The following is a 23,321-nucleotide window of genomic DNA, read 5'->3' as shown; positions in this document are numbered from 1 at the left end:
GGCGGCACGGCCGCGGGTCAGGACTGCGACAGCGCCCCGATGACCAGGGGCAGCGCCTCCTTGTCGAAGAGCGAGCCGTTCATCGACGCGGGGACCGCCTTGCCGTCGACCTTCAGGGTGGGCGTGCCGGTCACCCCGGAGGTGTCGAAGGCGCGTTCGGAGGCGGCCACGTAGTCGCCGTACTTCAGGTCCTTGACCGCGCGGTCGAAGTCGGCGCCGCGCAGCCCCTTCACCCGGGAGGCCAGCTCCAGCAGGTACGCGTCGGTGAAGCCGTCGACGCTCTCCTCGGGCTGGTGGGCGAAGAGGACGGCGTGGTACTCGGCGAAGCGGCCCGCCTCCAGCGCCGCCCGCAGCGCGTTGGCGGCCTTCTTGGAGCCCTGGCCGCCGAGCCGGGCGTCGAGGAAGGAGGCGAGCGTGTACTCCACCCGGACCTGGCCGGAGCGGACCAGCTCGCGCAGGGCCTCGCCGCCGCCCTCGGTCTCGAACTTCTTGCAGACCGGGCAGCGCAGGTCCTCGTAGACCTGGACGACGGTCTTCGCGCTCGCGGAACCGACGCGGACGGTGGTGCCGTCGGCCGCCAGGGTCTCGGTGGCGCCCGGTGCGCGGCTCGCCGCGGCGGCGGGGCCGGTGCCGTTCCCGCCGTCGCCGCCGCGCGCGGCGTCGTCGCTCCCCTTGTCGCACCCGGTGGCGAGCGTGCCCACCAGTACGGCCGCGGCCGTGATCACGATGCCCCGGCTGCCTCGCAGGCCTCGTACGCCCCGCATGATGCTTCCCCTCCCTGTCCGGACGGGGACCGACCCTATGCGATGTCTGTGCCCCGCCCCGCCCCGCCGGTGGTGAGGCCGGTCAGGAGTGTGCCCACCAGACGGGCGGCGAACGCGTCGGCGTCCGGGCGGGCGTCCGCCGCGTCGTACGCGAAGGCCCGCTGGGCGCAGGCGCCCAGGAGCAGGGAGGCGGCGGCGAAGGTGTCGGCGCCGGGGGCGATCCGGCCCAGCGAGCGCTCGGCGCGGAGGTAGGCGTCCAGTTCCTCGATGGGCAGGTGGGGTCCGGAGCCCATCCGCCGCATCGCCTCGTCGTGACGGCGCTTGAGCTGGGTCTCGGCGTACAGCGAGGCCGCGATCGGGAAGCTCTGCTCGTAGAACAGGGCGGCCTGGCGGGCGATCTCGGTGAGGTTCTCGGCCACGGTGCGCCGTTCCGGCTCGGCGGCGAGGGCGCGCAGCAGCGGGGTGAGCCGGGGCAGCCGCTCGTGCAGCACCTGGATGAACAGCTCCTCCTTGCTCGCGAAGTACTTGTAGAGGGCCGCCTCGGAGCAGCCGGCCGCCCTGGCGATCTCCTTGGTGGTGGCACGGGCGAGCCCGACGGTGCGCATCAGCTCGTGGGCGGCGTCGAGGATGCGGACGCGGGCCGGTCTCGTCTCCATGTCACGTCCAATCGGCCGGTCGGCCTTGACGGGTGGGTGAGTGCTTACCCACTCTAGGACCAGACGAGGTGAGTGAATACTCACCCACCTCCGGTGGTCCGGGGCGTCCCCGGACAGGCAGGCAGGAGCGGGATCGTGAACCTCACTGTTTTCGGCGCCACCGGCGGCATCGGCCGGGAGATCGTCCGGCAGGCGCTCGACGCCGGGCACCGGGTCACCGCCGTCGTCCGCGACCCGGCCCGGCTGACCGTGACCGGTGACCGCCTGGAGGTGTTCAGGTCCGGGCTGGTGGACCCGGAGGCCGTGCGCCCGGCCGTCGCGGGCCGGGACGCGGTGCTCTCCGGTCTGGGCGCCCGCAGCCGCAAGGACGCCGGGGTCGCGGCCCGGCTGACCCGTACGGTGCTGCGCGCGATGGAGGCGGAGGGCACGCGCCGCCTGCTCGTGGTGAGCGCGGGCCCGGTGGGCCCCGGACCGGAGGACGGGTTCCTCGACCGGACGGCCCGGAGCCTGGTCTCGGCGGTCCTGAAGGACGTCTACGCGGATCTGCGCGAGATGGAGGCCGAGCTGGCGCGCAGCGCCACGGACTGGACGGTGGTCCGGCCGCCGCGCCTCCAGGACAAGCCGCTCACCGGCACGTACCGCACGGTGACCGGCGGCTTCCCGCCGCACGGCCGCTTCATCGCACGGGCGGACGTGGCCCACGCGATGCTGGCGCTGACCGACGACCCGGCGGCGGTGAAGCAGGGCGTGGGGGTGGCGTACTGAGGGGATCGCGTACGGAGGGGGACCCGTCCGGCCGCCGCCGGAGGCCGGCCGCTACAGGCTGACGCCGACCGTCACCGGCTCGTTCACCAGCGTCACGCCGAACGCCTCGCGGACCCCGGCCACCACCTCGCGGGCGAGGTCCAGCAGGTCCTTCGTGCTCGCGCCGCCGCGGTTGGTGAGGGCGAGCGTGTGCTTGGTGGAGATCCGGGCCGGGCCGGTGCCGTAGCCCTTGGCGAAGCCCGCCCGGTCGATCAGCCAGGCCGCGGAGGTCTTGGTGCGCCCCTCCCCCGCCGGGTACGCGGGCGGCTCGGCGTCCTCGCCCAGGCGCTCGCGCACCCGGGCCCGGAAGGCGCCGAACTCGGTGTCCGTGAGGATCGGGTTGGTGAAGAAGGACCCGGCCGACCAGGTGTCGTGGTCCTCGGGGTCCAGGACCATGCCCTTGCCCGCGCGCAGCTTGAGCACGGTCTCGCGGGCCCGCTCCAGCGGGACGCGGTCGCCCGCCGACACGCCGAGGGCGCGCGCCGTCTCGGCGTACCTGAGCGGCGCCGACAGGCCGTCCGCGTCCTGAAGGCCGAAGCGGACGCGCAGCACGACGTACCGCTCGGGGTGCTCCTTGAAGCGGCTGTGCCGGTAGGAGAAGGCGCACTCCTCGTTGGAGAGGGTGACCGTCTCGCCCGCCGCGCGGTCGTAGGCGACGACCTCGGTGATGGTGGCGGAGACCTCCTGGCCGTACGCCCCCACGTTCTGGATGGGGGTGGCGCCCGCGGAGCCGGGGATGCCGGAGAGGCATTCGACGCCCGCGAGTCCGGCCTCGACGGTGCGGGCGACGGCGTCGGTCCACACCTCGCCCGCGGCCAGCTCCAGCGTGGTGCCGCGCAGTGCGAAGCCGGTGGTGGCGATGCGCAGGGCGGTGCCGTCGAAGCCCTGGTCGCCGATGACCAGGTTGGAGCCGCCGCCGATCACCAGCAGCGGGGTGCCGGCGGCGTCGGCCGCGCGGACGGCGTCGACGACCTCCGCGTCCGTGGTCGCGGTGATCAGCCGGGCGGCGGGGCCGCCCAGGCGGAAGGTCGTCAGCGGGGCGAGGGGCGCGTCGTGGAGTTCCTGCACGCGCCCAAGACTACGGGGGCCCCGCCGACGCCCTTGCCGACGCTCCCGCCGGGCTCAGGCCAGGCGGACGAGGGCCTGGGAGCGGCCGAGGACCTTCTGCCCCTCGCACAGGGCGGTCAGGTCGATCCGTACGGTGTGGTCGTCGAGCTTGGCCGCGACCTTGCCGACGACGTCGATCCGCGCGCCCTTGTCGTCGTTCGGGACGACGACGGGCTTGGTGAAGCGGACGCCGTACTGCACCACGGCACCGGGGTCGCCGGCCCAGTCGGTGACGACGCGGATCGCCTCGGCCATGGTGAACATGCCGTGCGCGATCACGTCCGGCAGTCCGACCTCCTTGGCGAACTTCTCGTTCCAGTGGATCGGGTTGAAGTCCCCGGAGGCGCCCGCGTACTGCACGAGGGTGGCGCGGGTCACGGGGAAGGCCCGGCCCGGAAGCTCGGTGCCGACCTCGACGTCGTCGTAGGCGATCTTCGCCGTCATCGGATCCTCACGCCTCCTCGGCGGCGCGGGCCACCAGCTTGATCCAGGCGGTCACCACGTGCTCGCCCGCCGCGTCGTGCACCTCGCCGCGGATGTCCAGGATGTCACTGCCGGCCATGGTCCTGATCGCCTCGATGGTCGAGGTGACGGAGAGCCGGTCACCGGCGTGCACGGGGCGCGTGTAGGCGAACTTCTGGTCGCCGTGCACCACGCGGCTGTAGTCCAGCCCGAGCTGCGGGTCCTGGACGACCTCTCCGGCGGCCCGGTAGGTGATCAGGAACACGAAGGTGGGCGGGGCGATCACATCGGGGTGGCCGAGTGCCTGCGCGGCTTCGGGGTCCGTGTACGCCGGATTGGCGTCGCCCACCGCCTGGGCGAATTCACGGATCTTCTCCCGGCCCACCTCGTAGGGGGCGGTGGGCGGGTAGGAACGCCCCACGAAGGACTGGTCGAGCGCCATGGCTCGGCACCTCCTGGTGTCAGCTGCGGTCGTGCGGAGGGAGCTGGTGAAGACGGTGGTGAAACAACGTGAGGCCGCCCCCATGGTGCGGGGGCGGCCTCACGTATGAGCCTGATTTATCGCGTTTCGCGGTGCGCGGTGTGCGCGTTGCAACGCGGGCAGTGCTTCTTCATCTCCAGGCGATCCGGGTTGTTACGCCGGTTCTTCTTGGTGATGTAGTTCCGCTCCTTGCACTCCACGCAGGCCAGCGTGATCTTCGGGCGGACGTCGGTGGCAGCCACGTGAGTGCTCCTAAGACGAACGGATGGACTAACTTCAACGCAGAAAAGAGTAGCCGATCGAAGGACCGACCCCGCAATCGGCTACTGTCAGTAGCGGTGACCGGACTTGAACCGGTGACACAGCGATTATGAGCCGCTTGCTCTACCGACTGAGCTACACCGCTTTGATGAGATCGGCCCCGCCTCGCGGCGGGAACCTCTCACACCAGAGCCCCAATACGGAATCGAACCGTAGACCTTCTCCTTACCATGGAGACGCTCTGCCGACTGAGCTATTGGGGCGAGCGATGAAGACATTACACGGTCCGCAGCCGTTCGCCCAAATCCGTTCCGCGGCCCCCGCCGGACAGCTCCGGAGACCCTTCTCCGTACGGCCACACCGGTACGACTATTGCGCTCCTCCCGTCTCCCGGCGCGCCGCCGCCCTAGGCTCGACGCACTCTGCGTGATCTTGCGCGGCCCCCCGCGCGCACCACGCCCCGGCACCGTCCGCCCCCGCCCGACCACCGCTTCGCGCCCCGCCTGTCGTCCGCCGTCCGTCCCCCTGTCGTACCTGGAGTGCGATGCCCCCCGGTAAGCCGCAGCCGCCTCACTCGTCGTCCTCCCCCGGCCCGTCCGGGCCGCCGGACCCGGACACCCTGCTGCTGTGCGGGGCCCGGCTCACCGACGGGCGGACCGTGGACGTACGGCTGTCCGGCGAGCGCATCGAGGCGGTGGGCACGGCGGGCAGCCTCGGCCAGGGCGGCGGTCCGGGCCAGGGCGGCGGCGCGGGCCAGGGCGGCGAGCGCGGGGCGGACGGGCCCGGGGACGGCGGATCGCGCGTCGACCTCAGCGGCTACCTGCTGCTGCCCGCCCCGGCCGAGCCGCACGCCCACGCCGACACCGCCCTGACCGCCGACACGGACGGCCCGGTCTCCTACGACCCGGAGGACGTCCAGCGCCGGGCCACGGAGGCGGCGCTGCTCCAGCTCGGGCACGGCGCGACCGCACTGCGCGCGCACGTGCGCGTGGGCGACGTGCAGGGGCTGGGCGCCCTGACGGCGGTGCTGCGGGCGCGGCGGGCGCTGCGCGGGCTGGCCGAGCTGTCGACGGTGGCGGTGCCGCGCGTGCTGACCGGGGTGGCCGGCGCGGACGGGCTCGCGGTGCTGCGGGACGCGGTGAAGATGGGCGCGTGCGTGGTCGGCGGCTGCCCGGACGTGGACCCCGATCCCACCGGCTACGTGGAAGCGGTCCTGGAGGTGGCCTCCGAGCACGGCTGCCCGGTCGACCTGCACACCGACGCCACCGACCCGGCCCGGCTCGCCCGGCTCGCGGCGATGGCGGGCGGGCTGCGCCCCGGCGTGACGCTGAGCCCCTGCGGCGGCCTGGCCCGGCTGCCCGCCGAGGCCGCGGCCCGGACCGCGGACCAGCTGGCCGCCGCCGGGGTGGCGGTGGTGTGCCTGCCGCAGGGCGGCTGCGCGGGCGCGGAGGGGCCCGGGAGCGCGCCGGTACGGCTGCTGCGGGCGGCCGGGGTGCGGGTGGCGGCGGGCAGCGGCGCCCTGCGGGACGTGTCGAACCCGGTGGGCCGCGGCGATCCGCTGGAGGCCGCCTATCTGCTGGCCTCCCGCTACGGTCTGCGCCCCGGCGAGGCCTACGAGATGGTGAGCGCGTCGGCCCGCGCGGTGCTCGGTCTGCCCGAGGTGCGGGTGGAGGCGGGCTTCCCGGCCGAACTCCTCGCGGTGCGCGGCGAGCGGCTCGCGGGGGCGCTGTCGCTCGCGTACAGCCGGATCGTGGTGCACCGGGGGCGCGTGGTGGCACGTACCAGCGCGGTGCGCGAGTTCTGCGACTCGGCCGCCTCGGTGGAACTGGGGCTGCCCCGGCAGGGGCGGGGCGAGCTGTCGTAGCCGCGGGGGGGCGCGGGGACGCGCACGGGGACGAGAGGGCGCGGGAAGGCGCGGGAGAGGGCGCGGGAAGGGGTGCGGGGCCCGGCCGGGGCGGGCCGAAGTCGTGCGGCGGATACGGCCGTCCGGGCGTACGGTCGAAGACATGCGCATAGTCATCGCTGGTGGTCATGGTCAGATCGCGCTGCGGCTGGAGCGGCTGCTCGCGGCGCGCGGGGACGAGGCGGCGGGCATCATCCGCCGGGCGGAGCAGAGCGACGACCTGAGGGCGGCGGGGGCCGAACCGATCGTGCTGGACCTGGAGTCGGCCTCGGTCGAGGAGGTCGCGGAGCGGCTGCGGGGCGCGGACGCGGCGGTGTTCGCCGCGGGCGCGGGACCGGGCAGCGGCACCGCGCGCAAGGACACGGTGGACAAGGGCGCGGCGGTGCTGTTCGCCGACGCGGCGGTCCGGGCCGGTGTGCGGCGCCATGTGGTCGTGTCGTCGATGGGCGCGGACGCGGCGCACCGGGGCGACGAGGTCTTCGACGTGTACCTGCGCGCCAAGGGCGAGGCCGACGACCACGTCCGCTCCCTGGACGGCCTCGACTGGACGATCCTGCGCCCCGGTTCGCTGACGGACGGGCCCGGTACCGGCCAGGTGCGTCTGGAGGCGCACACCGGCCGCGGGTCGGTCCCCCGCGACGACGTCGCCGCCGTCCTGGCCGAGCTGGTGGACACCCCGGCGACGGCCGGGCTGACCCTGGAACTGATCGGCGGTTCGGCCCCGGTGCCGGTGGCGGTGAAGTCGGTCGCCGGCAACTGACGCCGCGCCGCCGTGTCCTGCGCACCGGCGCGTCCTGCCCCGGTGTCAGAACAGGCTGAGCTGCCCGGGGAATTCGGGGACGGCGTATCCGTCCAACGACGGCTGCACGGCACCCAGTTGCGCCGTACGGCGGGAGCCGGGGCAGGAGACCAGCTCTCCTGACTCCCGCGCCCCGGGCGGGTCGTGCCGCGCGAACCGCCCGGCCACGACGGCGATCTCACGGCGGCACACGGGGCAGGATCTGCGGCGCGCGGACGGGGACGACAAGGACATGGCTCCAGTGTGCACCGCACCACTGACACCACCGCTCTGCCGTCGGCGGTCCACCATGGAGGCGGCCACAACGAAGAACCCCCTCCGGTCCACCATGAGGTGGATCGGAGGGGGTCTTCCCCAGTGTGGCGGCGCCAGGATTCGAACCTGGGAAGGCTGAGCCGGCAGATTTACAGCGGGCTCAGCTCACCCCTTGCAACCTGCGGGATTCCGCTACCACCCCGGCGCTGGGGAACACCTGGGGGAACGGGCCCCAACCTGGTCCGTCGCGGTCGGGCTGGGGCGTGGCCTACTGGCGCCAGCGTTCGCGGTGGTGGCGGACGCACTCCAGGTCGATCGTGTGTCGGGGGTCGGTACGCAGGAGGCCGGCAGACTGGCCGCCGCGGATCACTGCGAGGTCGTCTTCGATCACGATGGCGCCGGCGTCGAGCATCACGTGGCAGTTCGGGCACAGGCAGAGGACGTTGCCGGTGGTGTCCGGGCCGTTGTGCGGGGCCCCGAGGGCTCGGATGTGAGCTCCCTCGCTGTAGCTACCGCCAGGGACCTCGATGCGCTGGTCGCAGATCTGACACCGATTGTCGTGCCACTCCTTCACCTGCCGCTTCACGGCGCTGCTCCGAACGATGCGCTGCACGGTCGAGGTGATGCGCTCCGGAGTCTCGTTCCCCACGACGCCCGCGGACTCCGACTCAGCAGGCGCGCTCGGGAGCTCCGGCTGCTGCGTCGCCTGCGGCGTGGGGGTGTCGTCATAGGCTTCAAGGCGGAACTGCCAGATCAGGAAGCCGTCGATGCCAAGCTTGCTGCCGTAGTTGGTGACCCGGTACAGACCGTCGTACCGGTACCCAGATGCTGGGGCGTAGGGGGTGCCAGCTTGGTAGCCACGCAGGACGCGGACAGGCAGTCCTTCGAGGTAGCTAGTCACGAGCGCTGCGTTGCCGGAGTCGTCCAAGCTCTGGTCGCTCACCTGGTTGCCGGCGCTGTCCTGGCCACCGTGGCCGGTGTAGACGATGACGTCTCCGTAGTCCTCATCGTCCTTGTAGCCGCCGGACACGACGATGGACTCGGCCCCGGCCTTCTTCGTCCCGCAGATGCCGGCCTGCAAGGGTCTGTGGACACCCGCCTCGTGCGCCTGCCGGCGCGTGCTGAACTCCTGGCTCGCTTCAACGTTGGGTACGTCACCAATCATGGCTACAGCCTGGCATGCAGCACTGACACTCCCCCCAACGGTTTGCATAGCCGCCTCTGTGGGCCAGATGAACGTGCCGATCTGCCCGGGAGCCGGTCACCGTTCAGTTCGCCAGACATTGACTGCAGCCGACCTAGTGAACGCAGTACAGCCACAACTGATCACGAGCGGCCGTGACCTGCGGCCGCCTAACCGATCAACGCCCTGACCTGCTGCCGATCTGTCGGCACCTGTCGACGTTGAGCGCCCTTCCACGGCACTAGGATGGCCCGGGAGCGTGCTTGTGCTTGAGACGCATGCCAGCGTCACCTGTTTCAACAGTCCAGCGCTGAGGCTGTGAGCTGTTGACGGATGATGCGAAGAGCACTGACTGCTCAGAGACCGGTCCCAGGAGCGCTTAGCTGCACCGCGTCTGAGGAATGTATCTAGCGACCTGTCACATGTAGTCGGAGATAGAATCGTTTTGACGCTTGCGACCCACGACTGGGATGGCCTTGATGAGTGAGACCAACGAAGAACAAGCCCCGGAAGCTATTGAGCGCAAGAATCTCCGGTTCACAAGCTTGCAGGTAACCAACTGGCGCAATTTCGCACGATTCTCTGTGGACTTGCGACCTAGGATGTTCTTGGTTGGGCCAAACGCGGCAGGTAAGTCAAATTTTCTAGACTGCTTTCGATTTCTTTCTGACATTGTCTCCGTGGGTGGAGGATTCGAGGCCGCCGTTGCGCGACGTGGGGGCGTCAGCATGATCCGATCACTTGCGGCCCGCCGATACCCTTCGATTTCTATTCACGCCACGCTTGGAAATGACACCATCTTCGATGAGTGGACCTATGAGCTGAAATTCAAGCAGGATAACAATAGGCGCCCGATCGTCGAATCAGAAACGGTCAAGTATCGAGACCTCATTGTCCTCGCCCGGCCGGACGAGTCGGACTTGAAGGATTCGGAGCGTTTGCGGCAGACTAATCTGGAGCAGGTCAATGCCAACCGGGACTTTCGCACGGTCTCCGATTTCTTCGCAAGCTTGAGCTACTTGCATATCGTCCCCCAACTCGTCCGCGAACCTGACCGATCTGTCGGGAAAAAAGATGACCCCTTCGGTGGAGATTTCCTCGAACAGATTGCTCGAACCCCTAAAAAGACGCGAGACGCGCGACTTCGAAGGATCGTTGACGCGTTGCGGGTGGCGGTTCCACAGCTTCAAGGGTTGGAGTTGCAGCCTGACGTTCGCGGCGTTCCGCACCTTCGAGGCAAGTACCAACACTGGCGTCCTCAGGGAGCGTGGCAAACAGAGGACCATTTCTCCGACGGTACACTTCGCCTACTCGGACTGCTGTGGGCCGTAGCCGAGACGAGGGGTCCGCTTCTTCTAGAGGAGCCCGAACTTTCACTGCATCCAGAAGTGGTGCGGTATATCCCGCAGATGTTTGCGCGCGTGCAACGGAAGTCAGGACGTCAGATTCTTGTGAGCTCGCACTCTCCAGAAATCCTGAATGACCCTGGAATTGGCACTAATGAAGTATTGGCGCTTATTCCAGAATCAGAAGGAACGGCCGTAACTCTCCTCTCGGAGAGAGAAGATCTGCAGACTATGCGAGATGCCGGGGTGCCACTCGGTGATATCTTGCAGGGGCTAACAGCCCCGCGTGACGCCGGGCAACTCAGCTTCTTCGTGGGGTAGGCGCGTGATTTCAATTACGGCCGCAGTTGAAGGGCCGTCTGACGAGGGTGCCGTTACTGCAATCCTCAGAGAATGTGGCTTTACGGTTGGCATGTTCTTGGGCGGTGGTGGGCGAACCGGCATCCTCAAGAAGATTGGTGCCTACAACTTGGCAGCCAAGCATTCGCCCTGGTTCGTCCTGGTGGATCTTGATTCTCCCGACTCTTGTGTGGTCGAGAAGCTCGGTAGTTGGCTCCCTGATCCCTCCGAGATGATGGTATTCCGCGTTGCAGTCGCGGAGTTGGAGTCCTGGCTACTGGCAGATCGTGAGGCCATAGCTAATTTTCTGGGAGTTTCTCAGGACAAGGTGCCCAGAAATCCGGATTCGCTTCTCGATCCTAAGCAGACGATCGTCAATCTCGCTCGAGCCTCCCGTAAAAGAGACATCCGGGAGGGGGTCGCCCCTAAGGCTAAGAGCGGTGCCACTGTGGGGCCTACTTACGTTTCAGACCTTCGAGAGTTCGGTCTAAAGCAATGGCGGCCAAGGATTGCGGCCTCCGAATCACCTAGTCTAAACCGGTGTATCAGGAGGTTGGACGCGCTAGCCGCCCGGCTCCGAAACTGAGGTCGGTGGAGCGGCTTTGGGCTGGAGCCGCTTTGGGGCGAGTGATCACGGCCCCCGTAAGCCTGTCGCCAACCAGGGTGCGTGACCGTGCTGGCATAAGGGAGAGCGCATGACAGGCAACGTGCCAAGCCCCCGCGCACGCGGTCAGACATCCGCGCATCCCTTCGGTGTGCACGCTTTCCAACTGTCCGCGCCCCTGTCCGGGGGAGTTTGTGGGGGTTCGCGCGGCAGGTCAGAGTGGGTGCGCGTACTGCGGGTGAACGGTGGGGCCGTCGGCGCACTGGACAAAGAACAGAACAACGAGCACTGCCGGACGGGCGAGAGGCAAGCCCCTGGGGCAGTCGCGCGCGCCATGGGAAACTTGATTCCGCGAGGTGCCCACCGGGACACCGACGTGATCAAGGAAGGGGTGGCCGAGTGCCGCAGGCCAGTCCACGTGGAACCTACCGGGTCATCGCAGAGGCACTGCGAACCGAGATCGAAAGCGGGGAGGGCATCGACACCCTTCCGTCGGAAGCCGAAATGATGCGCTCGCACGGGGTTGGCCGGAACACGATCCGTCGTGCTCTCAAGGTCCTCGAAGCCGACGGCATTGTCGAGTCTGCGCCCGGGATCGGATGGCGCCCCGCCCGGGGCGGCGGCCGACGACCACTAGCTGAACGCATGACTGACGTGATCACGGAGGAGTCCCTGTCAGTAGGCGACACGTACCCGTCAGAGGCCAAGCTGTGTGAGCGGTTCGGCGCATCGCGGACCGCTGTACGGCGCGTTCTGGCGCAGATGGAGGGGAACGGCTTGCTCACCACGGTTCACGGCAAGGGGCGCACGGTGCGCGCCCTCCCGACTCCGACCACGCGGCCGTAGGCTTGGTCGCCATGGGACTGACTGAGTGGGCGTACTCGCTGTCTGAAGCGATGCTGTCCGAACCGTTGCCACGCCGCTGGGCACACTCGCTTGGGGTGGCCAAGTGCGCGCGCTCTCTAAGCCCCATCCTGGGCGACGACGCAGAACTTCTGGAAGCCGCTGCTGTGCTGCATGACGTCGGCTACTCGCCAGCCATTGCTACCACCGGCTTCCATCCGCTGGACGGCGCGAGATTCCTTAGGGACCAGGAAGCGGCGGACGAGCGCGTCGTGCGACTGGTCGCCCATCACTCCTGCGCCCTTCTGGAGGCTGAGGAACGTGGGCTGAGGAAGGAACTGGAGACCGAGTTCCAGCTTGAGCGTCCGGACCTCGTTGACGCACTGATCTACTGCGACATGACGACGACGCCGGACGGGACGCGGACCACGCCGACCGAACGGCTGGACGAGATCGTGAAGCGATACGGCCCGGAAACGATCGTGGGCCGCTTCATCGAGCGTGCTGCCCCCGAGATTCATGCAGCCGCGAGGCGTGTAGAGGAACGGGCCCGGGAAGTCTCCGCCGGCAGTCAGCCGATGTAGGGCTGTCGCCACGCTTCATCCAGGCCGTGCTGAATCCGAAGCATCATCGACGGATGGATGTCCAACCGGTCGAGGTCCGCTGGGTCGACCCAGCGGACCTCTTTCGATTCGCTGCTCGTACGCAGGGAGCCGCCGACGGGGTGCGCGCGGAAGCAGATGGAGAACTGCTGCCGGACCTCCCCGTCGTCGTACGCCAACACGTGCTCAGGGTCGGTGTAGAGCCCGACAATGCTGTCGACCTCCACCTGAATCCCCGTCTCTTCCAAAACCTCCCGAACGGCGGTGTCACTGATGCGCTCGCCGATGTCGTGGCCTCCGCCGGGCAGGGCCCAGAGGTTGTTGTCGGTCTTGTGGATGAGAAGGAGCCGTCCCGCCCCGTCCCGGACAACCACCGTGACTGAGGGCACCACAGAGTTGGCCGTCGGCGCATCCGGGTCGCGGAAGTAGTCGATACGGGTCATCACTGCGGACCTTCCCAGTCGGCGGGCGAGGAGATCGGGCGGGCGGTTTCCCAGATCCTCTCGACGCTTTCAGCGTAGGCGTCGAAGAGTTCGCCACCGGGCACCCGCCGCAAGTGCAGCACGGGGGCCATGTAGGCGCCCACACCGTAGAGGTGGCCGTTCGCCAGCAACTCGTCATCGGCTCGGTAGAGGGAGTTGTACAGGGTGGTCGCGTGCAACCGGAACTCAACACCGGGCAGACCGAAGAGCGGACCGTAGTTGATGAGGGCGTTGCGGATTTTTCCCGCCATCGTGGTGCCGATGCCCTCGTCTTCTCCACGGATGGCTACGGCTGCTGACGTGGGCTCTCCCAGCATGAATCGGATGGGTACGCCGTCGGCAGACTTCTCCTTCACGATGCGATGGAAAGCCGCGTCTTCCGTTAGCCAGAACCCGGAGTACACCAGCACATCGAACTGGCGCGTCGCCTTGGCGTAGAGGCTGGTCCACAGCGATGGTGCGACGACTGACCGATGCGGATACAGACGCACCAACTCAGCGTTGCCGGACGCCGTGACCTCAGCAGAGGTGCGTTCGTCGGGCCATAGGTACGACACCTCGCACTTGAGCAGTGAGGCAGTCGCGTACTGGAAGCGACGGTACGGCTTCCGCTCGGGGTCATTGATCCAACGTTCGACCGTCTTCGCAGCGACCCCAAGCCGTTCGGCGACCTCGTCAAGAGTTAGGCCCAGGTCAACGATCGCGCCCCGCAGTCGCTCGTTCGCCATGCCAACCTCCGTCTGCCTGAGACGACTTGGTACGACTTCACGCTAGCCAAGAACGACCCAAGTCGTACAGATGCGGAGTCGAGTGTCGTCGCCGACAGCGCGAGTCTGTGGGTACGTCGCGGTGAGGGGATCGCCGAACTCCACAGAGTCGAAGGACTTGACGGGGCGGACCGCTCTCTGCATGATGAGGAACACGTACTACATGTTCCTCAGTCAGTGCCCGGATGGCTTGGCCCGGATTCCGCACTGCGAAGAACTCAACAGAGTGCCGACCCAGCCGCATGAACATGTGCGGTCGATGGGTGCGGGTCACCACCCCGACCGCCCATGTCGGGCCGGGTGACCTGCCCGGATCCGCCCCTGCGGGGGCGGCGACTGGCATCGCGTGATCTGAAAACCGCAGAACCTTCGCGGCACCTGCCGCGCTTCGAACCTCAGCCCTTCCGCCGTGCTGGTCGCGGCGGCCGGTTGCCTCCGCTGCTCGTCTCGTACGAGCGGCGCCGAGGGGAGCCGGAAACGCCGAACACCGTTTCAAAGGGGGTTGCTCATGTGGGAGAGCGTGATTGCCGTGGTGGGTGCTCTGCTGGGTTCCGTGACGATGTGATGTGCTTCAGCAGCGGGGGACGGACCGGTCGGCGCTGCGGCGCGACCGTCTGGCGGCGGTGACCGCGTTGACGGTGGCGCTGGCCGACCACCGTCGTGCGATGTGGGTCCGTGAGGATCTGCGGCTTGCCGGTGCGGATGTGGCCGGCTACGAGGCGGCGCGGGCGGAGAGCCACGCGACTCGAAGCTTCCAAGCTCTTCTGACCCGCCCCCGTCCGCCCGATACCGAAGGGAAACAGAGTTGAGCACCACCGAGGCGTTCGAGACGATCCGCTACACCGCCGATGTCGTGGCCTGCACCCCTGATGGGCGAGTGCTGCTGATCGAGCGAGGCTGGCCGCCTTTCGAGGGGGCGTGGGCCCTGCCCGGCGGGCATGTGGATCCGGGCGAGACCAGCCGTGCGGCGGCCGTGCGCGAGCTGGCCGAGGAGACCGGCGTGCACGCGGAGGCGGCCGGCCTGCGGCAGATCGGCACCTTCGACCGCCCCGACCGCGACCCGCGCGGCCGGTACGTCACCTGCGCCTACCTCGCCCTCGTCCCAGCCGGGACCCCGGCCACGGCCGGGGACGACGCGAGCGCCGCCCGCTGGTGGCCCCTGGACGCGCTGCCGCCGCTCGCGTTCGACCACGCCGCGATCCTCGCCGCCGCAACCCAGACCGCCTGAACAGCTCAACCCGCACACCTGCCCCAGTCCCGCCTTCGGCGGGGTCGTGAAGGCGCCGGATCGGATCCGGCCCGGGGCACTGGCCGCCTCGCGTGCGGCCCGCCGCACTACTCGTGCGGCCCTCTCATCTCAACGGCGAGCGCCCCCGGTGCGGGAACACCGGAGGCGCAGTTCGGGCCGTTGCCACCTGCTAGGGAGAACCACGACCCATGACTCACATTACTGTCCAGGGCGCCGTCACCGCGCTCGCTTCGTGGAAGGAACCCACGGACGCGGAACTGGACGCCATCGAGCACGAGATGCCCGTGATCCTGGCGGACGTCGAGTTGCTGGACGCGCAGATCGTCACCCTGGACCGCATCCCGTCCGAGCTGGACGTGCGGCGGATCCGGCGGGCGCGGCGGCGGGCGTTGGCCGCGCGGGTCGCGCTGGTCAACCGCACCCCGGGGGAGGCCGCGTGATGACCCGCTCCCGCTTCGACCTGAGCCGCTTCGAGCGGTGCCGGGTGGCGGCGGCCCGCGAGACGCTGGCCGCTGCCCAGGACGTGGACCTGCTGGACGGGACCGCCATGACCCGCATGATCGGACGCCTTGAGACCTCCCTGGTCGACCTGGTCGACGGGGACGGTGGGCAGGCGGCCGGGCCGGGGCCGGTGGTGTCCCGGTGCCCGGCCGCGCACCCGGAGGACCCTACCCCCTGTGACGGGCCGGTCGTCGTGACCGTCCTGGACCGCGCGAACGCCGGCGTCGACGGCTGCGAGCACCACGCTGTGCGCCTGCTCGCCTCCGTCACCGGGACCCACCCGGTCCCCAAGCCGGGAGCTCCCGTGGGGCTGGCCGTGCGGCTCTTCCGCGCCGCCCACCACACCCGGCCCTTCCCGTGGCGGGAGGGCCGGTCGTGAGCACCGTGAAGACCCTGACCACTCCGCAACGGATCGTGCTCGGGGCCGCGTTCGTCATCATGGCCGCTGTCGGCGGCATCGGCGGGTACGGCACGTTCAGCAACATCGGGCACGCGTATGGGGCCGGGACCGCGTTGGGTGCGGTCGCGGCCGGTGAGGGTGCCACCGCTGTTCTCGGTCTGGTCCTGCTCGGGCTGACGATGCTGGGCCAGTCCTCGCCGAGGATCGTCCGTCTCGGGCTGTGGGCCCTGCCCGCCGCCGCATCGATCATGGCGGCCATGGCAGGCCCGGACGCCGGACGCACCGTGATCTACGCGGTGACTCCGATGGGCATGTGCGTGTCCGCCGAGGGCATGGCGTTCCTGGCCCGCAGGATCGTGGTGCACACCGATGGCCGCGATGCCGAGGCAGAGGCCCGCGCGGCGTCGGTCGTGCGGCAGTTGGCCTATCACCGGGCCGTGGCCGCCAGCCATCCCAGCGACCTGGTCAAGAAGTGGTCGGAGCGCAAGTCGTGGCGTCTGGCCCGCCGGGTCGGCACCGGTGACCACACGCTGGGATCGAGGCTGCTGGACGTGCAGCGCGAGCGGGTCACCGCCGGCGCGGATGCCGCACTGGCGTCGATGTTCGGCGGCGCCGTCCCCGATCCCGCACCGGTCACGGATGCGGAGGAATCTACCGAGACCGATACGAAACAGTCTATGGCTGACCTGCCGGAATCGACGCCGGACCCGGTGGTGACACTGACCCGGCTGACCGTGCCCGATCCGGTCGCGGTCGACCTGGGTAAGTCGACTCCGCACCTCAAGCCGCTGCCGCCGGCCGGCCCCGCTCCGGTCGCCTCGATCGAGCGGCGCGCGGTGGCGGCGGAGTCGACCCGGCCGCGCCGCGCCACCGGCCGCGTACCTGACGCGGCCAAGCCCACCCGGCCCAAGCGCACGCCCGATCAGTTGCTCGCTGAGACGCGCACGGTGACGGCCGACTGGCCGGACGCGAAGGTGACCGCCGAGGGCATCCGCCGGACCCTGCGCACCTCCCCGGCCAACGCCCGCATGCTGCGGGACACCCTGCTCACCGAGCGGGCCCGCACGGTGGAGGTGGCGGGATGACCACGCCCACGACGGACACGGTGACGTCGTTCAGTTTCGGCGGCGGGGTGCAGTCCACTGCCGCCCTGGTCCTCGCCGCCCGCGGTGAGCTGGACTACCGCACCTTCCTGATGGCCAACGTCGGGGACGACTCCGAGCACCCCGGCACTCTCGCCTACCTGCGCCGGTACGCCATCCCCTACGCCCTGGAACACGGCCTTGAGCTGGTCGTTCTGGACCGGGTGATGAAGCGCTCGGGTGAGGTTCGCACCCTCTTGCAGGACCTGACCCGGGAGGGATCGCGGTCGCTGAAGATCCCGGTGCGCATGTCGAACGGGGCCCCCGGCACCCGCTCCTGCACGGCCCAGTTCAAAATCAAGGTCATCGCCGACGAACTCAAACGGCGCGGTGCCACCAAGGACGCCCCGGCCACGGTCGGCATCGGGATCAGCCTGGACGAGATCGGCCGCGCGAACAACCGGCGCTGCGAGCCGCACGAGCGGATCGAGTACCCGCTGCTGGAACGCGGGATCCGCCGGATCGACTGCGCCCGCATCATCCGCGCCGCCGGGCTGCCGGTGCCGCCGAAGTCGTCGTGCTGGTTCTGCCCCTTCCACCGGCCCGAGACCTGGCACGACATGCGCCGCAACCAGCCAGAGCTGTTCGAGAAGGCGTGCCAGCTCGAAGAACTCCTCAACCGGCGCCGTGACGAACTCGGCAAGGACCACGTCTGGCTGACCCGGTTCAACCGGCCTCTGCGCGCCGCGATCCCGGACGGCGTGGACACCCTCCCGTTCGACGAGTGGGACTCCGGCTGTGATTCCGGCTGGTGCATGACCTGACGGGCCCCGCCCCGGCACCTTCCCCACTCGTGCATGTCTTTGGAGGAGACCCATCATGGGCAAGCCCGACACCCGTCGCCTGGACCGTGCGATCCGGGAGACGACCCGCAAGCTGGAAGCGGTGCGGCAGAAGGAGCTGTGGCCGCTGGACGGCCGCGAGCGCCGCGCGATCCTCGGCGCTATGGCCGGCGGCTCGTACTCGGTGCTGCGGGGCCGCAGCACCGACCGCGCCGACCACCGCCTTGAGACCGCCTGGTCGAGTGCCGAGACCCGGCTGATCGCGGAGATCACCGCGCTTCAGACCGAGCGGCAGCGGATCGTGAACGAGGCCGCCGCCGCCAAGTCCGCCAAGAAGTCGTCCGGCTGGTGGTGACCCGTGGCCCCGCAGCAGACGCCGCCGGGTGAGTGCCCGCAGTGCTGGCAGCACGCCCACGACCGGAGCATCCACCGCAGGCTCAAGCCGCGCGAGGACTGCCCCGCGTGCGTCGACCACATGCGCAACGGCCACCCGTACCTCGTCCCGGGCAAGCCGTCCCGCTGGTGGTGACCGCGCCCGCCCGCGCCGCCTGACCCGCACGGCCGCGCGTCTCTCGATCGCCCGGGGCCGCCACGGCCGCCCCGGGCCCCCTCATCTTCCGCCCCCTTGGCCGGGGGCAGTCTGGAGTGTGTTCCGTCATGAGCGGAACCGTCGTTCACCTGCACAAAACCCCCGACTCGTCCCAGGAAACCGCCCGCCCGGACCTGACCGTGGTCCCCGACCCGCCCGCCACACCGCCGGCCGTGCCCCTGTGGGTGCGCTCCGGACGCGCGGTCCGCGCCGCCGTCTCGCACGAGAACACCCGCACCGCCGCACGACTGGCGGTCCGGCACGGTCTCTACGTCGTCGGCGGGGCCCGGATCGTCGCGAAGCGGACGTGGGACGGCCGCACCGCCGCCCGCTATGAACGCATGCTGCGTGCGGCGGAAGCCGCGGGCAACTACGAGGCGGCGGCGGAGTGGGAGGAGCGCGGGCAGCGCTACCGCGAGGCCCGCCACCGGCGCCGTATGGACCTGCTGCACTCCCCGCTCGCCGCGGCGAAGGGCGCCGCTGTCGGCACCGGCGCCGGGATCGGGGGCCTGGTCCTGCTCGGTGTCGCCCTGGCCGTCGCCACGAAGGACCCGGCCGAGGTGGTCACGCCGCTCATGGCCGTGGTCGAGTTCATCAGCCTCATGGTCACGATCGTGCGGGTGGTGTGGGGGCCGCTGGTCTCGGTCGGCCCGTTCCTGGCATTGCTGGCCCTGTGGGCGGTGGGCAGCAAGCAGCAGGCCGCCCCGCAGTGGGCGCTGCCCGCCCACGCCCGGTCCGGGGAGGGCGAGCCGGTCACGCCGTCCATCGTGGTCAAGGCCCTGCGCGACCTCGGCGTCTCCGCGCTGCGCAACGCCATCAAGGAGATGGGCGACGCCGGCGCCGCCATGCTCGGCCCCATCACCATCGCCGGGTGCGGCGTCGAGGTCGATGTCACCCTTCCCTCCGGGGTGTCCACCAACGAGATCCAGGCCAAGCGGCGCAAGCTCGCGGAGAACCTGAGCAGGCATGAGCACGAGGTGTTCATCACCATCCCCCAGGCCGCGCGGACCGTGCGGCTGTGGGTCGCGGACTCGGGGGCGTTGGACGAGCCGATCGGTCCGTCCCCGCTGGTCATCGACGAGACGATGACCGCCGACTACGCCAAGGGCCGTGCGCCGTGGGGGCAGGATCTGCGCGGCGACGCGGCGGCCCTGTCCGTCTACCAGCGCCATCTGCTGATCACGGGTCTGTCGAACCAGGGCAAGACCGCCGCGCTGCGGGCGCTGGCCCTGTGGCTGGCCCTGGACCGCTCTGTGCAGTTCTGGCTTGGTGACCTCAAGGGCGCCGGCGACTGGGCGATGTTCGACGGGCTCGCCTCCCGGCTGATCCAGGGGCCGACCGACGACCACGTCATCGAGGTGACCGAGATGGTGGAGGACGCGGTGGAGGAGATGAACCGCCGTCTCCAGGCCCCGCCCGGCACCGTCTTCCCGCTGCTGGTCGTCATCGTGGACGAAGCACAGGTCGCGTTCATGTGCCCCGTCAGGACCAGCCACGTCACCGAGGACGGCAAGGTCAAGGAAGGCGCCCCCTACGGCGGCTCCAAAGCCACCAGCCGGTACTTCATGGCCGTCCGCAAGATCCACAACCAGGGGCGGGCCGTGAACGTCCTGATGTGGCAGGGCACCCAGGACCCCACCGACCAGAATCTCCCCAAGCTGGTCCGCGAAGGCGCCCACACCCGCGCCAGCCTCGCACTCGGCACCGAGTCACAGGCCCGCATGGCGCTCGGGGACAAGGCCGTGGACGGCGGCGCCGCCCCGCACCTGCTGCGCCCCGGACTCGACAAGGGCACGGTCATCGTCGCCTCGGACGGCATCGAGATCCCCAAGGGCCAGTCGTCCGTCACGGTGCGCACGCACTACATCAGCACCGACGACGCGGCCGGACTCGCGGAGCGCGCCAAGGCCCTGCGCGACGGCGTCACCACCCTCACCCTCATCGAACACGGCCAGGAACGCGACCCGCTCGCGGACATCGCCGCCGTCCTGGGGGACGCGTCCCGGCTGGTCACGCAGGACGTGCTGAAGCGGCTGTCCGCCCTGGACTCCGAGACCTACGGGACGTGGTCGTTCCTGGACCTGAAGCGTGTCCTGGCCGGGACCGGCGCGGAGCCGTACAAGTCCGATGGCCGCATGGTCGTCGCCCGCGACCGGATCGCCCGCGCCCTCGCCGACCGCGACAACGCGGATTCCGCTTCCGCTGCCGAGTAGCAGGGAGGCCAGCCCCGGCGGGCCAGGGAGGCAGGGAGAACTCCCTGACCCCCTCCCTGCCCCGCCCACCTGGCCCTGACCAGCCCAAATGATCCATCAGGGAGGCAGGGAGGCGGCCGGTCCGGCGCCCCTGAAACCCCCTCCACAGCCCACCCGGCAGGCTGTGTCTCCGCCTCCCTGACCGAGCACCGGAAGGGATTCCGCATGCACCCCGAACACGCCCCCCACCCGCCCGCGATCCGGGCCCCGCAGGTCCACCGGCCCACACCGCTCCCGCCCGCGACCACCGCCCCCGCGCCGCTCGTCCCGGTCCAGCCGGAGCAGGTTCCGGCGGTGGCGAGCATCGTCCTGCCGGACGGCCGGGTCGTCACCGGCTACGCCGTCCACCCCACCCAGCCGGCCGCCGCGAAGCCGGCCGTCTCCCGCACCGCCGTGAACGTCGCCCTCGGCGGGATCGGGTTCGGCGCGGTGTGCGGGGGGCTGTTCCTGCTGACCGCGTTCATCGCCGCCCTCACCGCGTTCATCACCCAGCTCATCATCCTGGCCGCCGTCGTCTTCGGCGGCTGGATCGCCGTCCAGGTCCTCGGGACGAGCGGGCACCGGGGCGGGACCACGGTGAACATCCGGCGCGCGGTCTTCAAACGCAACCACTTCCACGGCTGACCACGACAGGAGACCCCGTGCGACTTCGCTTGCAGCGCGTCACGCTGCCCCGCCCCGCCCTGATCCTGGCCGACACCCCCGACCCGCGCTGCGCCGACTGCGGCGGCGCGGGCGGCCATCAGTACGACTACGGCGACCACGAGACCGGCGAGTACGCGGGCACCGACTGGGACCCCTGCCCCTGCTGGGACGAGAACCGCCGCCTCGTGCTGCTGCCCCTGCCGCGCCTACCCCGCCGGCTGCGCCGCCGCACCCCCGGCCGCGACCCCTGGTCCACCAGCCGGTACAGCGACGAGCCCCCGTTCTGAACACCCCCCGCGAAGGAGCATTCGTGATTCGCACCGCAATGGCGACGCGCGAGGGTACGGCCGCCGACAACGCCGACGCGGCCAGGGTGTACGTCCTCGCTGACGGCACGGTCGGCGCCGCCCTGGTAGACGGCATCGGCCACGGCCCGCACACCTCCGCCACCGCACCCCTGCTCGCCGAGGCCGCCGCCCGCTACACCGCCCATCGCGGCGCCCTCGCCGGACTCCTCAGCGCCGCCCTCCTCGTCGCCGACACCGGCGCCGACGGCGACGAGGCCAACGCCGTCGGGGTCGTGGCCTACACCGGCTGGCCGGGCGGCATCCGCGTCGCCTGGGTCGGAGACTGCCGCGCCTACGGCTACGACGGCCACCGCCTCACCCAGCACAGCACCGACCAGACCATGGGCCAGTGGCTGCGCCAGTACGGCCCGCCCGTGGAGATCGCCGCCCACTACGACGACTGGGTCCGCGTCTCCCTGCACTCCGCCACCGTCGCCACCACCCGCGAACTCGACATCATCGAGCCACTGGTCATCCTTACCTCCGACGGCGTCCACGACCAGGTCCCCCACGGCCGGCTGGAAACCCTCACCCGCCAGCACGCCGACGACCCGCAGACCCTCGCCAACGCCCTGGTCGCCGCCGCGCAGCCCGACGACGAGGGCTACCGCGACGACGCCACCGTTATCGTCATCCGCCGCTAGCTGAACGATCCAGGGCGGTCCGGCTCTTCGGAGAGCCGGACCGCCCTGACGGCGGGGTTGGTCAGTCGAGGGGCCAGCCGGCGAAGCCGTCTTCGGTCTGGTAGACGAGGGCGATGTGCTGCTCTGCGAGGAGCTGCTGCACGTCGGGGGTGGGCGGGCTCGGCAGGAGTACCGCGACGCGCAGGGTCTCCTTGTTGGGGACGCGGCGCCGGTAGTCGGCAAGCTGTCCGATGGCCATGCGAACGTTGGCCCGGGTCGTGAGGCCCTTCGCCTCGTACAAGGCGTGGTCCGTCGCGTCGTACAGATCGGGCCTCAGGGTTCCGGGCTCACCTTCGATGGCGAACTCGAAGCCGTGCGTCTCATGGCCGGCCGCGGTCAGATGCGCGACGAACGCATTGACCAACTCGCCCTCACGCAGCAGGATCTTGCGCTGACTGGCCTGGATCTCCGCGACGGTTTCCGTCGCCGTGTGCTGCTCGGTCTTCGTCACCTTCGCGCTGCTCTGCTTGGGCAGCACTACCGGCTCCGGAACCGGTACGACCGGGGCAGTGATCACGCTTCCGGACTTGCTGGCCGGCTTCTGCCAGTCCGCGTCCGTCCACGCCGGCGTCGTTCCCGGCGCCGGCCGGAACCGGAAGACGAGGACGTTGCGCATCACGCCGTCCTTGTCCGGACTGCGGTGCACCTCGTAGGGCGTGATCTTGTCCACGATCATCTGCCCGATGTACCGCTGCTGCTTGGCTCCGCTGTCGGGTGCCTTGCCGTCCGCGACGAACAGATGGATCTCCCGGTTCTTTGCCTCCGCGGTCAGCAAGGACCCGTTCCGGTCCGAAGGCTTCTGGTCCCCCTTCGTACCGGCACCGGTGTACAGGTACAACGGTCCGAATTCGTCGTCCTCCGCGCGGCCATCGAAGGTGTAGCCGTACTCCGCGCCCGCGGACGGGTCGGAGTACACGAACACCTTGCCTGCTTCGGCGGCCGGCTCGATTCCCTGAAACGTGCCGCAGCCGAAAGCCGCCGCGATGGCCTCGCGGCTCGTCACCATGCCCGGCACAAGTTCAACGGTCGTCAGCATGCGCTGACCATAACCGCCACCACTGACAACCCGCCGA

General features: G+C 70.0%; 29 protein-coding genes, 2 tRNA genes and 1 pseudogene. 19 read left to right on the top strand and 13 right to left on the bottom strand.

The window, feature by feature from the left end:
- Positions 1-17: 17 nt before the first annotated feature.
- Positions 18-764, bottom strand: a complete 747-nt coding sequence (locus ACWDYF_RS18540) for a DsbA family protein (protein WP_389468913.1) — start codon at positions 762-764, stop codon at positions 18-20.
- 35 nt (positions 765-799) lie between these two features.
- On the bottom strand, positions 800-1,420 hold the full coding sequence (locus ACWDYF_RS18535) for a TetR/AcrR family transcriptional regulator (RefSeq protein WP_064534598.1): 621 nt from the start codon (positions 1,418-1,420) through the stop codon (positions 800-802).
- A gap of 135 nt (positions 1,421-1,555) precedes the next feature.
- Here ACWDYF_RS18535 and ACWDYF_RS18530 point away from each other — a divergent pair, with 135 nt between their 5' ends.
- A complete protein-coding gene (locus ACWDYF_RS18530) occupies positions 1,556-2,185 on the top strand; it encodes an NAD(P)-dependent oxidoreductase (RefSeq protein WP_389468907.1) in 630 nt (209 codons plus the stop codon).
- Positions 2,186-2,236: 51 nt separating this feature from the next.
- On the opposite strand, the gene ACWDYF_RS18525 is transcribed toward ACWDYF_RS18530, so the two are convergent.
- The 6 genes from ACWDYF_RS18525 to ACWDYF_RS18500 form a co-directional block, all read right to left on the bottom strand.
- Positions 2,237-3,292, bottom strand: coding sequence for a UDP-N-acetylmuramate dehydrogenase (locus ACWDYF_RS18525; protein WP_018564772.1), 1,056 nt, complete (start codon positions 3,290-3,292; stop codon positions 2,237-2,239).
- 54 nt (positions 3,293-3,346) lie between these two features.
- A complete protein-coding gene (locus tag ACWDYF_RS18520) occupies positions 3,347-3,775 on the bottom strand; it encodes a MaoC family dehydratase (protein WP_389468904.1) in 429 nt (142 codons plus the stop codon).
- Between the two features lie 7 nt (positions 3,776-3,782).
- Positions 3,783-4,235, bottom strand: a complete 453-nt coding sequence (locus ACWDYF_RS18515) for a MaoC family dehydratase N-terminal domain-containing protein (protein ID WP_018564770.1) — start codon at positions 4,233-4,235, stop codon at positions 3,783-3,785.
- A gap of 116 nt (positions 4,236-4,351) precedes the next feature.
- Positions 4,352-4,516, bottom strand: a complete 165-nt coding sequence (gene rpmG / locus ACWDYF_RS18510; protein ID WP_003948671.1) for a 50S ribosomal protein L33 — start codon at positions 4,514-4,516, stop codon at positions 4,352-4,354.
- A gap of 91 nt (positions 4,517-4,607) precedes the next feature.
- Positions 4,608-4,680 (bottom strand) — tRNA-Met (locus tag ACWDYF_RS18505).
- Between the two features lie 45 nt (positions 4,681-4,725).
- Positions 4,726-4,798: transfer RNA gene (locus tag ACWDYF_RS18500), tRNA-Thr, on the bottom strand.
- Between the two features lie 281 nt (positions 4,799-5,079).
- Between ACWDYF_RS18500 and ACWDYF_RS18495 the strand changes: the two genes are divergently transcribed.
- Together ACWDYF_RS18495 and ACWDYF_RS18490 are read left to right on the top strand one after the other, a co-directional pair.
- Positions 5,080-6,399 (top strand): amidohydrolase family protein, encoded by a 1,320-nt coding sequence (locus ACWDYF_RS18495; protein WP_381736744.1) that lies wholly within the window; start codon positions 5,080-5,082, stop codon positions 6,397-6,399.
- 142 nt (positions 6,400-6,541) lie between these two features.
- Positions 6,542-7,198 (top strand): SDR family oxidoreductase, encoded by a 657-nt coding sequence (locus tag ACWDYF_RS18490; RefSeq protein ID WP_018564768.1) that lies wholly within the window; start codon positions 6,542-6,544, stop codon positions 7,196-7,198.
- Positions 7,199-7,243: 45 nt separating this feature from the next.
- On the opposite strand, the gene ACWDYF_RS18485 is transcribed toward ACWDYF_RS18490, so the two are convergent.
- Positions 7,244-7,471 (bottom strand): hypothetical protein, encoded by a 228-nt coding sequence (locus ACWDYF_RS18485; protein WP_381736745.1) that lies wholly within the window; start codon positions 7,469-7,471, stop codon positions 7,244-7,246.
- 289 nt (positions 7,472-7,760) lie between these two features.
- Positions 7,761-8,657, bottom strand: coding sequence for a YDG/SRA domain-containing protein (locus ACWDYF_RS18480; protein ID WP_389468900.1), 897 nt, complete (start codon positions 8,655-8,657; stop codon positions 7,761-7,763).
- Between the two features lie 497 nt (positions 8,658-9,154).
- Between ACWDYF_RS18480 and ACWDYF_RS18475 the strand changes: the two genes are divergently transcribed.
- The 4 genes from ACWDYF_RS18475 (at position 9,155) to ACWDYF_RS18460 (ending at position 12,391) form a co-directional block, all read left to right on the top strand.
- Positions 9,155-10,342 carry an AAA family ATPase gene (locus ACWDYF_RS18475; RefSeq protein ID WP_389468897.1) on the top strand — a complete coding sequence of 396 codons (1,188 nt, stop codon included), beginning with the start codon at positions 9,155-9,157 and terminating at the stop codon, positions 10,340-10,342.
- A gap of 4 nt (positions 10,343-10,346) precedes the next feature.
- Entirely contained in the window at positions 10,347-10,946 is a 600-nt protein-coding gene (locus tag ACWDYF_RS18470) for a hypothetical protein (RefSeq protein ID WP_389468895.1), read from the top strand.
- A 417-nt stretch (positions 10,947-11,363) separates the two neighbouring features.
- Entirely contained in the window at positions 11,364-11,810 is a 447-nt protein-coding gene (locus tag ACWDYF_RS18465) for a GntR family transcriptional regulator (RefSeq protein WP_389468892.1), read from the top strand.
- A gap of 11 nt (positions 11,811-11,821) precedes the next feature.
- Complete coding sequence (locus ACWDYF_RS18460) at positions 11,822-12,391, top strand: HD domain-containing protein (protein WP_389468890.1); 570 nt, start codon at positions 11,822-11,824, stop codon at positions 12,389-12,391.
- On the opposite strand, the gene ACWDYF_RS18455 is transcribed toward ACWDYF_RS18460, so the two are convergent.
- Together ACWDYF_RS18455 and ACWDYF_RS18450 are read right to left on the bottom strand one after the other, a co-directional pair.
- Positions 12,379-12,852 carry an NUDIX hydrolase gene (locus ACWDYF_RS18455; protein ID WP_389468887.1) on the bottom strand — a complete coding sequence of 158 codons (474 nt, stop codon included), beginning with the start codon at positions 12,850-12,852 and terminating at the stop codon, positions 12,379-12,381. The two genes, ACWDYF_RS18460 and ACWDYF_RS18455, sit on opposite strands and share 13 nt — an antisense overlap.
- The gene (locus ACWDYF_RS18450; protein ID WP_389468884.1) at positions 12,852-13,619 is read right to left on the bottom strand and encodes a helix-turn-helix domain-containing protein; all 768 of its coding nucleotides are present in this window, start codon (positions 13,617-13,619) and stop codon (positions 12,852-12,854) included. The genes ACWDYF_RS18455 and ACWDYF_RS18450 overlap by 1 nt, the downstream gene beginning before the upstream one ends.
- A 547-nt stretch (positions 13,620-14,166) precedes the next feature.
- Here ACWDYF_RS18450 and ACWDYF_RS18445 point away from each other — a divergent pair.
- From ACWDYF_RS18445 to ACWDYF_RS18390, 12 genes and pseudogenes are all read left to right on the top strand, one after another.
- A pseudogene (locus tag ACWDYF_RS18445) lies at positions 14,167-14,434 on the top strand (protein kilB); the annotation flags it as partial.
- A gap of 29 nt (positions 14,435-14,463) precedes the next feature.
- The gene (locus ACWDYF_RS18440; protein WP_389468881.1) at positions 14,464-14,886 is read left to right on the top strand and encodes an NUDIX domain-containing protein; all 423 of its coding nucleotides are present in this window, start codon (positions 14,464-14,466) and stop codon (positions 14,884-14,886) included.
- A 209-nt stretch (positions 14,887-15,095) separates the two neighbouring features.
- Positions 15,096-15,347 (top strand): DUF6284 family protein, encoded by a 252-nt coding sequence (locus ACWDYF_RS18435; protein WP_389468877.1) that lies wholly within the window; start codon positions 15,096-15,098, stop codon positions 15,345-15,347.
- Positions 15,347-15,787 carry a hypothetical protein gene (locus ACWDYF_RS18430; protein WP_389468873.1) on the top strand — a complete coding sequence of 147 codons (441 nt, stop codon included), beginning with the start codon at positions 15,347-15,349 and terminating at the stop codon, positions 15,785-15,787. Before ACWDYF_RS18435 ends, ACWDYF_RS18430 begins: the two co-directional genes overlap by 1 nt.
- Positions 15,784-16,893 carry a conjugal transfer protein gene (locus tag ACWDYF_RS18425; protein ID WP_389468870.1) on the top strand — a complete coding sequence of 370 codons (1,110 nt, stop codon included), beginning with the start codon at positions 15,784-15,786 and terminating at the stop codon, positions 16,891-16,893. Before ACWDYF_RS18430 ends, ACWDYF_RS18425 begins: the two co-directional genes overlap by 4 nt.
- A complete protein-coding gene (locus ACWDYF_RS18420) occupies positions 16,890-17,714 on the top strand; it encodes a phosphoadenosine phosphosulfate reductase (RefSeq protein ID WP_389468868.1) in 825 nt (274 codons plus the stop codon). The genes ACWDYF_RS18425 and ACWDYF_RS18420 overlap by 4 nt, the downstream gene beginning before the upstream one ends.
- A 55-nt stretch (positions 17,715-17,769) precedes the next feature.
- The gene (locus tag ACWDYF_RS18415) at positions 17,770-18,087 is read left to right on the top strand and encodes a hypothetical protein (protein ID WP_389468864.1); all 318 of its coding nucleotides are present in this window, start codon (positions 17,770-17,772) and stop codon (positions 18,085-18,087) included.
- Positions 18,088-18,090: 3 nt separating this feature from the next.
- Positions 18,091-18,261 carry a pRL2-8 gene (locus ACWDYF_RS18410; protein WP_389468861.1) on the top strand — a complete coding sequence of 57 codons (171 nt, stop codon included), beginning with the start codon at positions 18,091-18,093 and terminating at the stop codon, positions 18,259-18,261.
- Between the two features lie 128 nt (positions 18,262-18,389).
- Positions 18,390-20,534: an ATP-binding protein gene (locus ACWDYF_RS18405; protein WP_389468859.1), complete on the top strand. Its 2,145-nt coding sequence runs from the start codon at positions 18,390-18,392 to the stop codon at positions 20,532-20,534.
- 204 nt (positions 20,535-20,738) lie between these two features.
- Positions 20,739-21,197, top strand: a complete 459-nt coding sequence (locus ACWDYF_RS18400; RefSeq protein WP_389468856.1) for a hypothetical protein — start codon at positions 20,739-20,741, stop codon at positions 21,195-21,197.
- A gap of 17 nt (positions 21,198-21,214) precedes the next feature.
- The gene (locus ACWDYF_RS18395) at positions 21,215-21,505 is read left to right on the top strand and encodes a hypothetical protein (RefSeq protein ID WP_389468853.1); all 291 of its coding nucleotides are present in this window, start codon (positions 21,215-21,217) and stop codon (positions 21,503-21,505) included.
- 23 nt (positions 21,506-21,528) lie between these two features.
- A complete protein-coding gene (locus ACWDYF_RS18390; RefSeq protein ID WP_389468850.1) occupies positions 21,529-22,209 on the top strand; it encodes a PP2C family protein-serine/threonine phosphatase in 681 nt (226 codons plus the stop codon).
- Positions 22,210-22,270: 61 nt separating this feature from the next.
- Here the strand turns inward: ACWDYF_RS18390 and ACWDYF_RS18385 are convergent, their stop codons facing one another.
- The gene (locus ACWDYF_RS18385) at positions 22,271-23,284 is read right to left on the bottom strand and encodes a hypothetical protein (RefSeq protein ID WP_389468847.1); all 1,014 of its coding nucleotides are present in this window, start codon (positions 23,282-23,284) and stop codon (positions 22,271-22,273) included.
- Positions 23,285-23,321 lie beyond the last annotated feature (37 nt).

It is taken from the genome of Streptomyces sp. NPDC003284 (genome assembly GCF_053589675.1).
This window is presented reverse-complemented; position numbering and strand designations above follow the sequence as displayed.

What these genes read in the sequence shown, in the direction of transcription:
- ACWDYF_RS18400 (WP_389468856.1), top strand. Translation starts at nt 20,739, where the DNA reads ATGCACCCCGAACACGCCCCCCACCCGCCCGCGATCCGGGCCCCGCAG.
- ACWDYF_RS18535 (WP_064534598.1), bottom strand. Translation starts at nt 1,420, where the DNA reads ATGGAGACGAGACCGGCCCGCGTCCGCATCCTCGACGCCGCCCACGAG.
- ACWDYF_RS18495 (WP_381736744.1), top strand. Translation starts at nt 5,080, where the DNA reads ATGCCCCCCGGTAAGCCGCAGCCGCCTCACTCGTCGTCCTCCCCCGGC.
- ACWDYF_RS18420 (WP_389468868.1), top strand. Translation starts at nt 16,890, where the DNA reads ATGACCACGCCCACGACGGACACGGTGACGTCGTTCAGTTTCGGCGGC.
- ACWDYF_RS18385 (WP_389468847.1), bottom strand. Translation starts at nt 23,284, where the DNA reads ATGCTGACGACCGTTGAACTTGTGCCGGGCATGGTGACGAGCCGCGAG.
- ACWDYF_RS18540 (WP_389468913.1), bottom strand. Translation starts at nt 764, where the DNA reads ATGCGGGGCGTACGAGGCCTGCGAGGCAGCCGGGGCATCGTGATCACG.
- ACWDYF_RS18485 (WP_381736745.1), bottom strand. Translation starts at nt 7,471, where the DNA reads ATGTCCTTGTCGTCCCCGTCCGCGCGCCGCAGATCCTGCCCCGTGTGC.
- ACWDYF_RS18405 (WP_389468859.1), top strand. Translation starts at nt 18,390, where the DNA reads ATGAGCGGAACCGTCGTTCACCTGCACAAAACCCCCGACTCGTCCCAG.
- ACWDYF_RS18450 (WP_389468884.1), bottom strand. Translation starts at nt 13,619, where the DNA reads ATGGCGAACGAGCGACTGCGGGGCGCGATCGTTGACCTGGGCCTAACT.
- ACWDYF_RS18475 (WP_389468897.1), top strand. Translation starts at nt 9,155, where the DNA reads ATGAGTGAGACCAACGAAGAACAAGCCCCGGAAGCTATTGAGCGCAAG.
- ACWDYF_RS18460 (WP_389468890.1), top strand. Translation starts at nt 11,822, where the DNA reads ATGGGACTGACTGAGTGGGCGTACTCGCTGTCTGAAGCGATGCTGTCC.
- ACWDYF_RS18520 (WP_389468904.1), bottom strand. Translation starts at nt 3,775, where the DNA reads ATGACGGCGAAGATCGCCTACGACGACGTCGAGGTCGGCACCGAGCTT.
- ACWDYF_RS18490 (WP_018564768.1), top strand. Translation starts at nt 6,542, where the DNA reads ATGCGCATAGTCATCGCTGGTGGTCATGGTCAGATCGCGCTGCGGCTG.
- ACWDYF_RS18415 (WP_389468864.1), top strand. Translation starts at nt 17,770, where the DNA reads ATGGGCAAGCCCGACACCCGTCGCCTGGACCGTGCGATCCGGGAGACG.
- ACWDYF_RS18515 (WP_018564770.1), bottom strand. Translation starts at nt 4,235, where the DNA reads ATGGCGCTCGACCAGTCCTTCGTGGGGCGTTCCTACCCGCCCACCGCC.
- ACWDYF_RS18430 (WP_389468873.1), top strand. Translation starts at nt 15,347, where the DNA reads ATGACCCGCTCCCGCTTCGACCTGAGCCGCTTCGAGCGGTGCCGGGTG.
- ACWDYF_RS18455 (WP_389468887.1), bottom strand. Translation starts at nt 12,852, where the DNA reads ATGACCCGTATCGACTACTTCCGCGACCCGGATGCGCCGACGGCCAAC.
- ACWDYF_RS18435 (WP_389468877.1), top strand. Translation starts at nt 15,096, where the DNA reads ATGACTCACATTACTGTCCAGGGCGCCGTCACCGCGCTCGCTTCGTGG.
- ACWDYF_RS18480 (WP_389468900.1), bottom strand. Translation starts at nt 8,657, where the DNA reads ATGATTGGTGACGTACCCAACGTTGAAGCGAGCCAGGAGTTCAGCACG.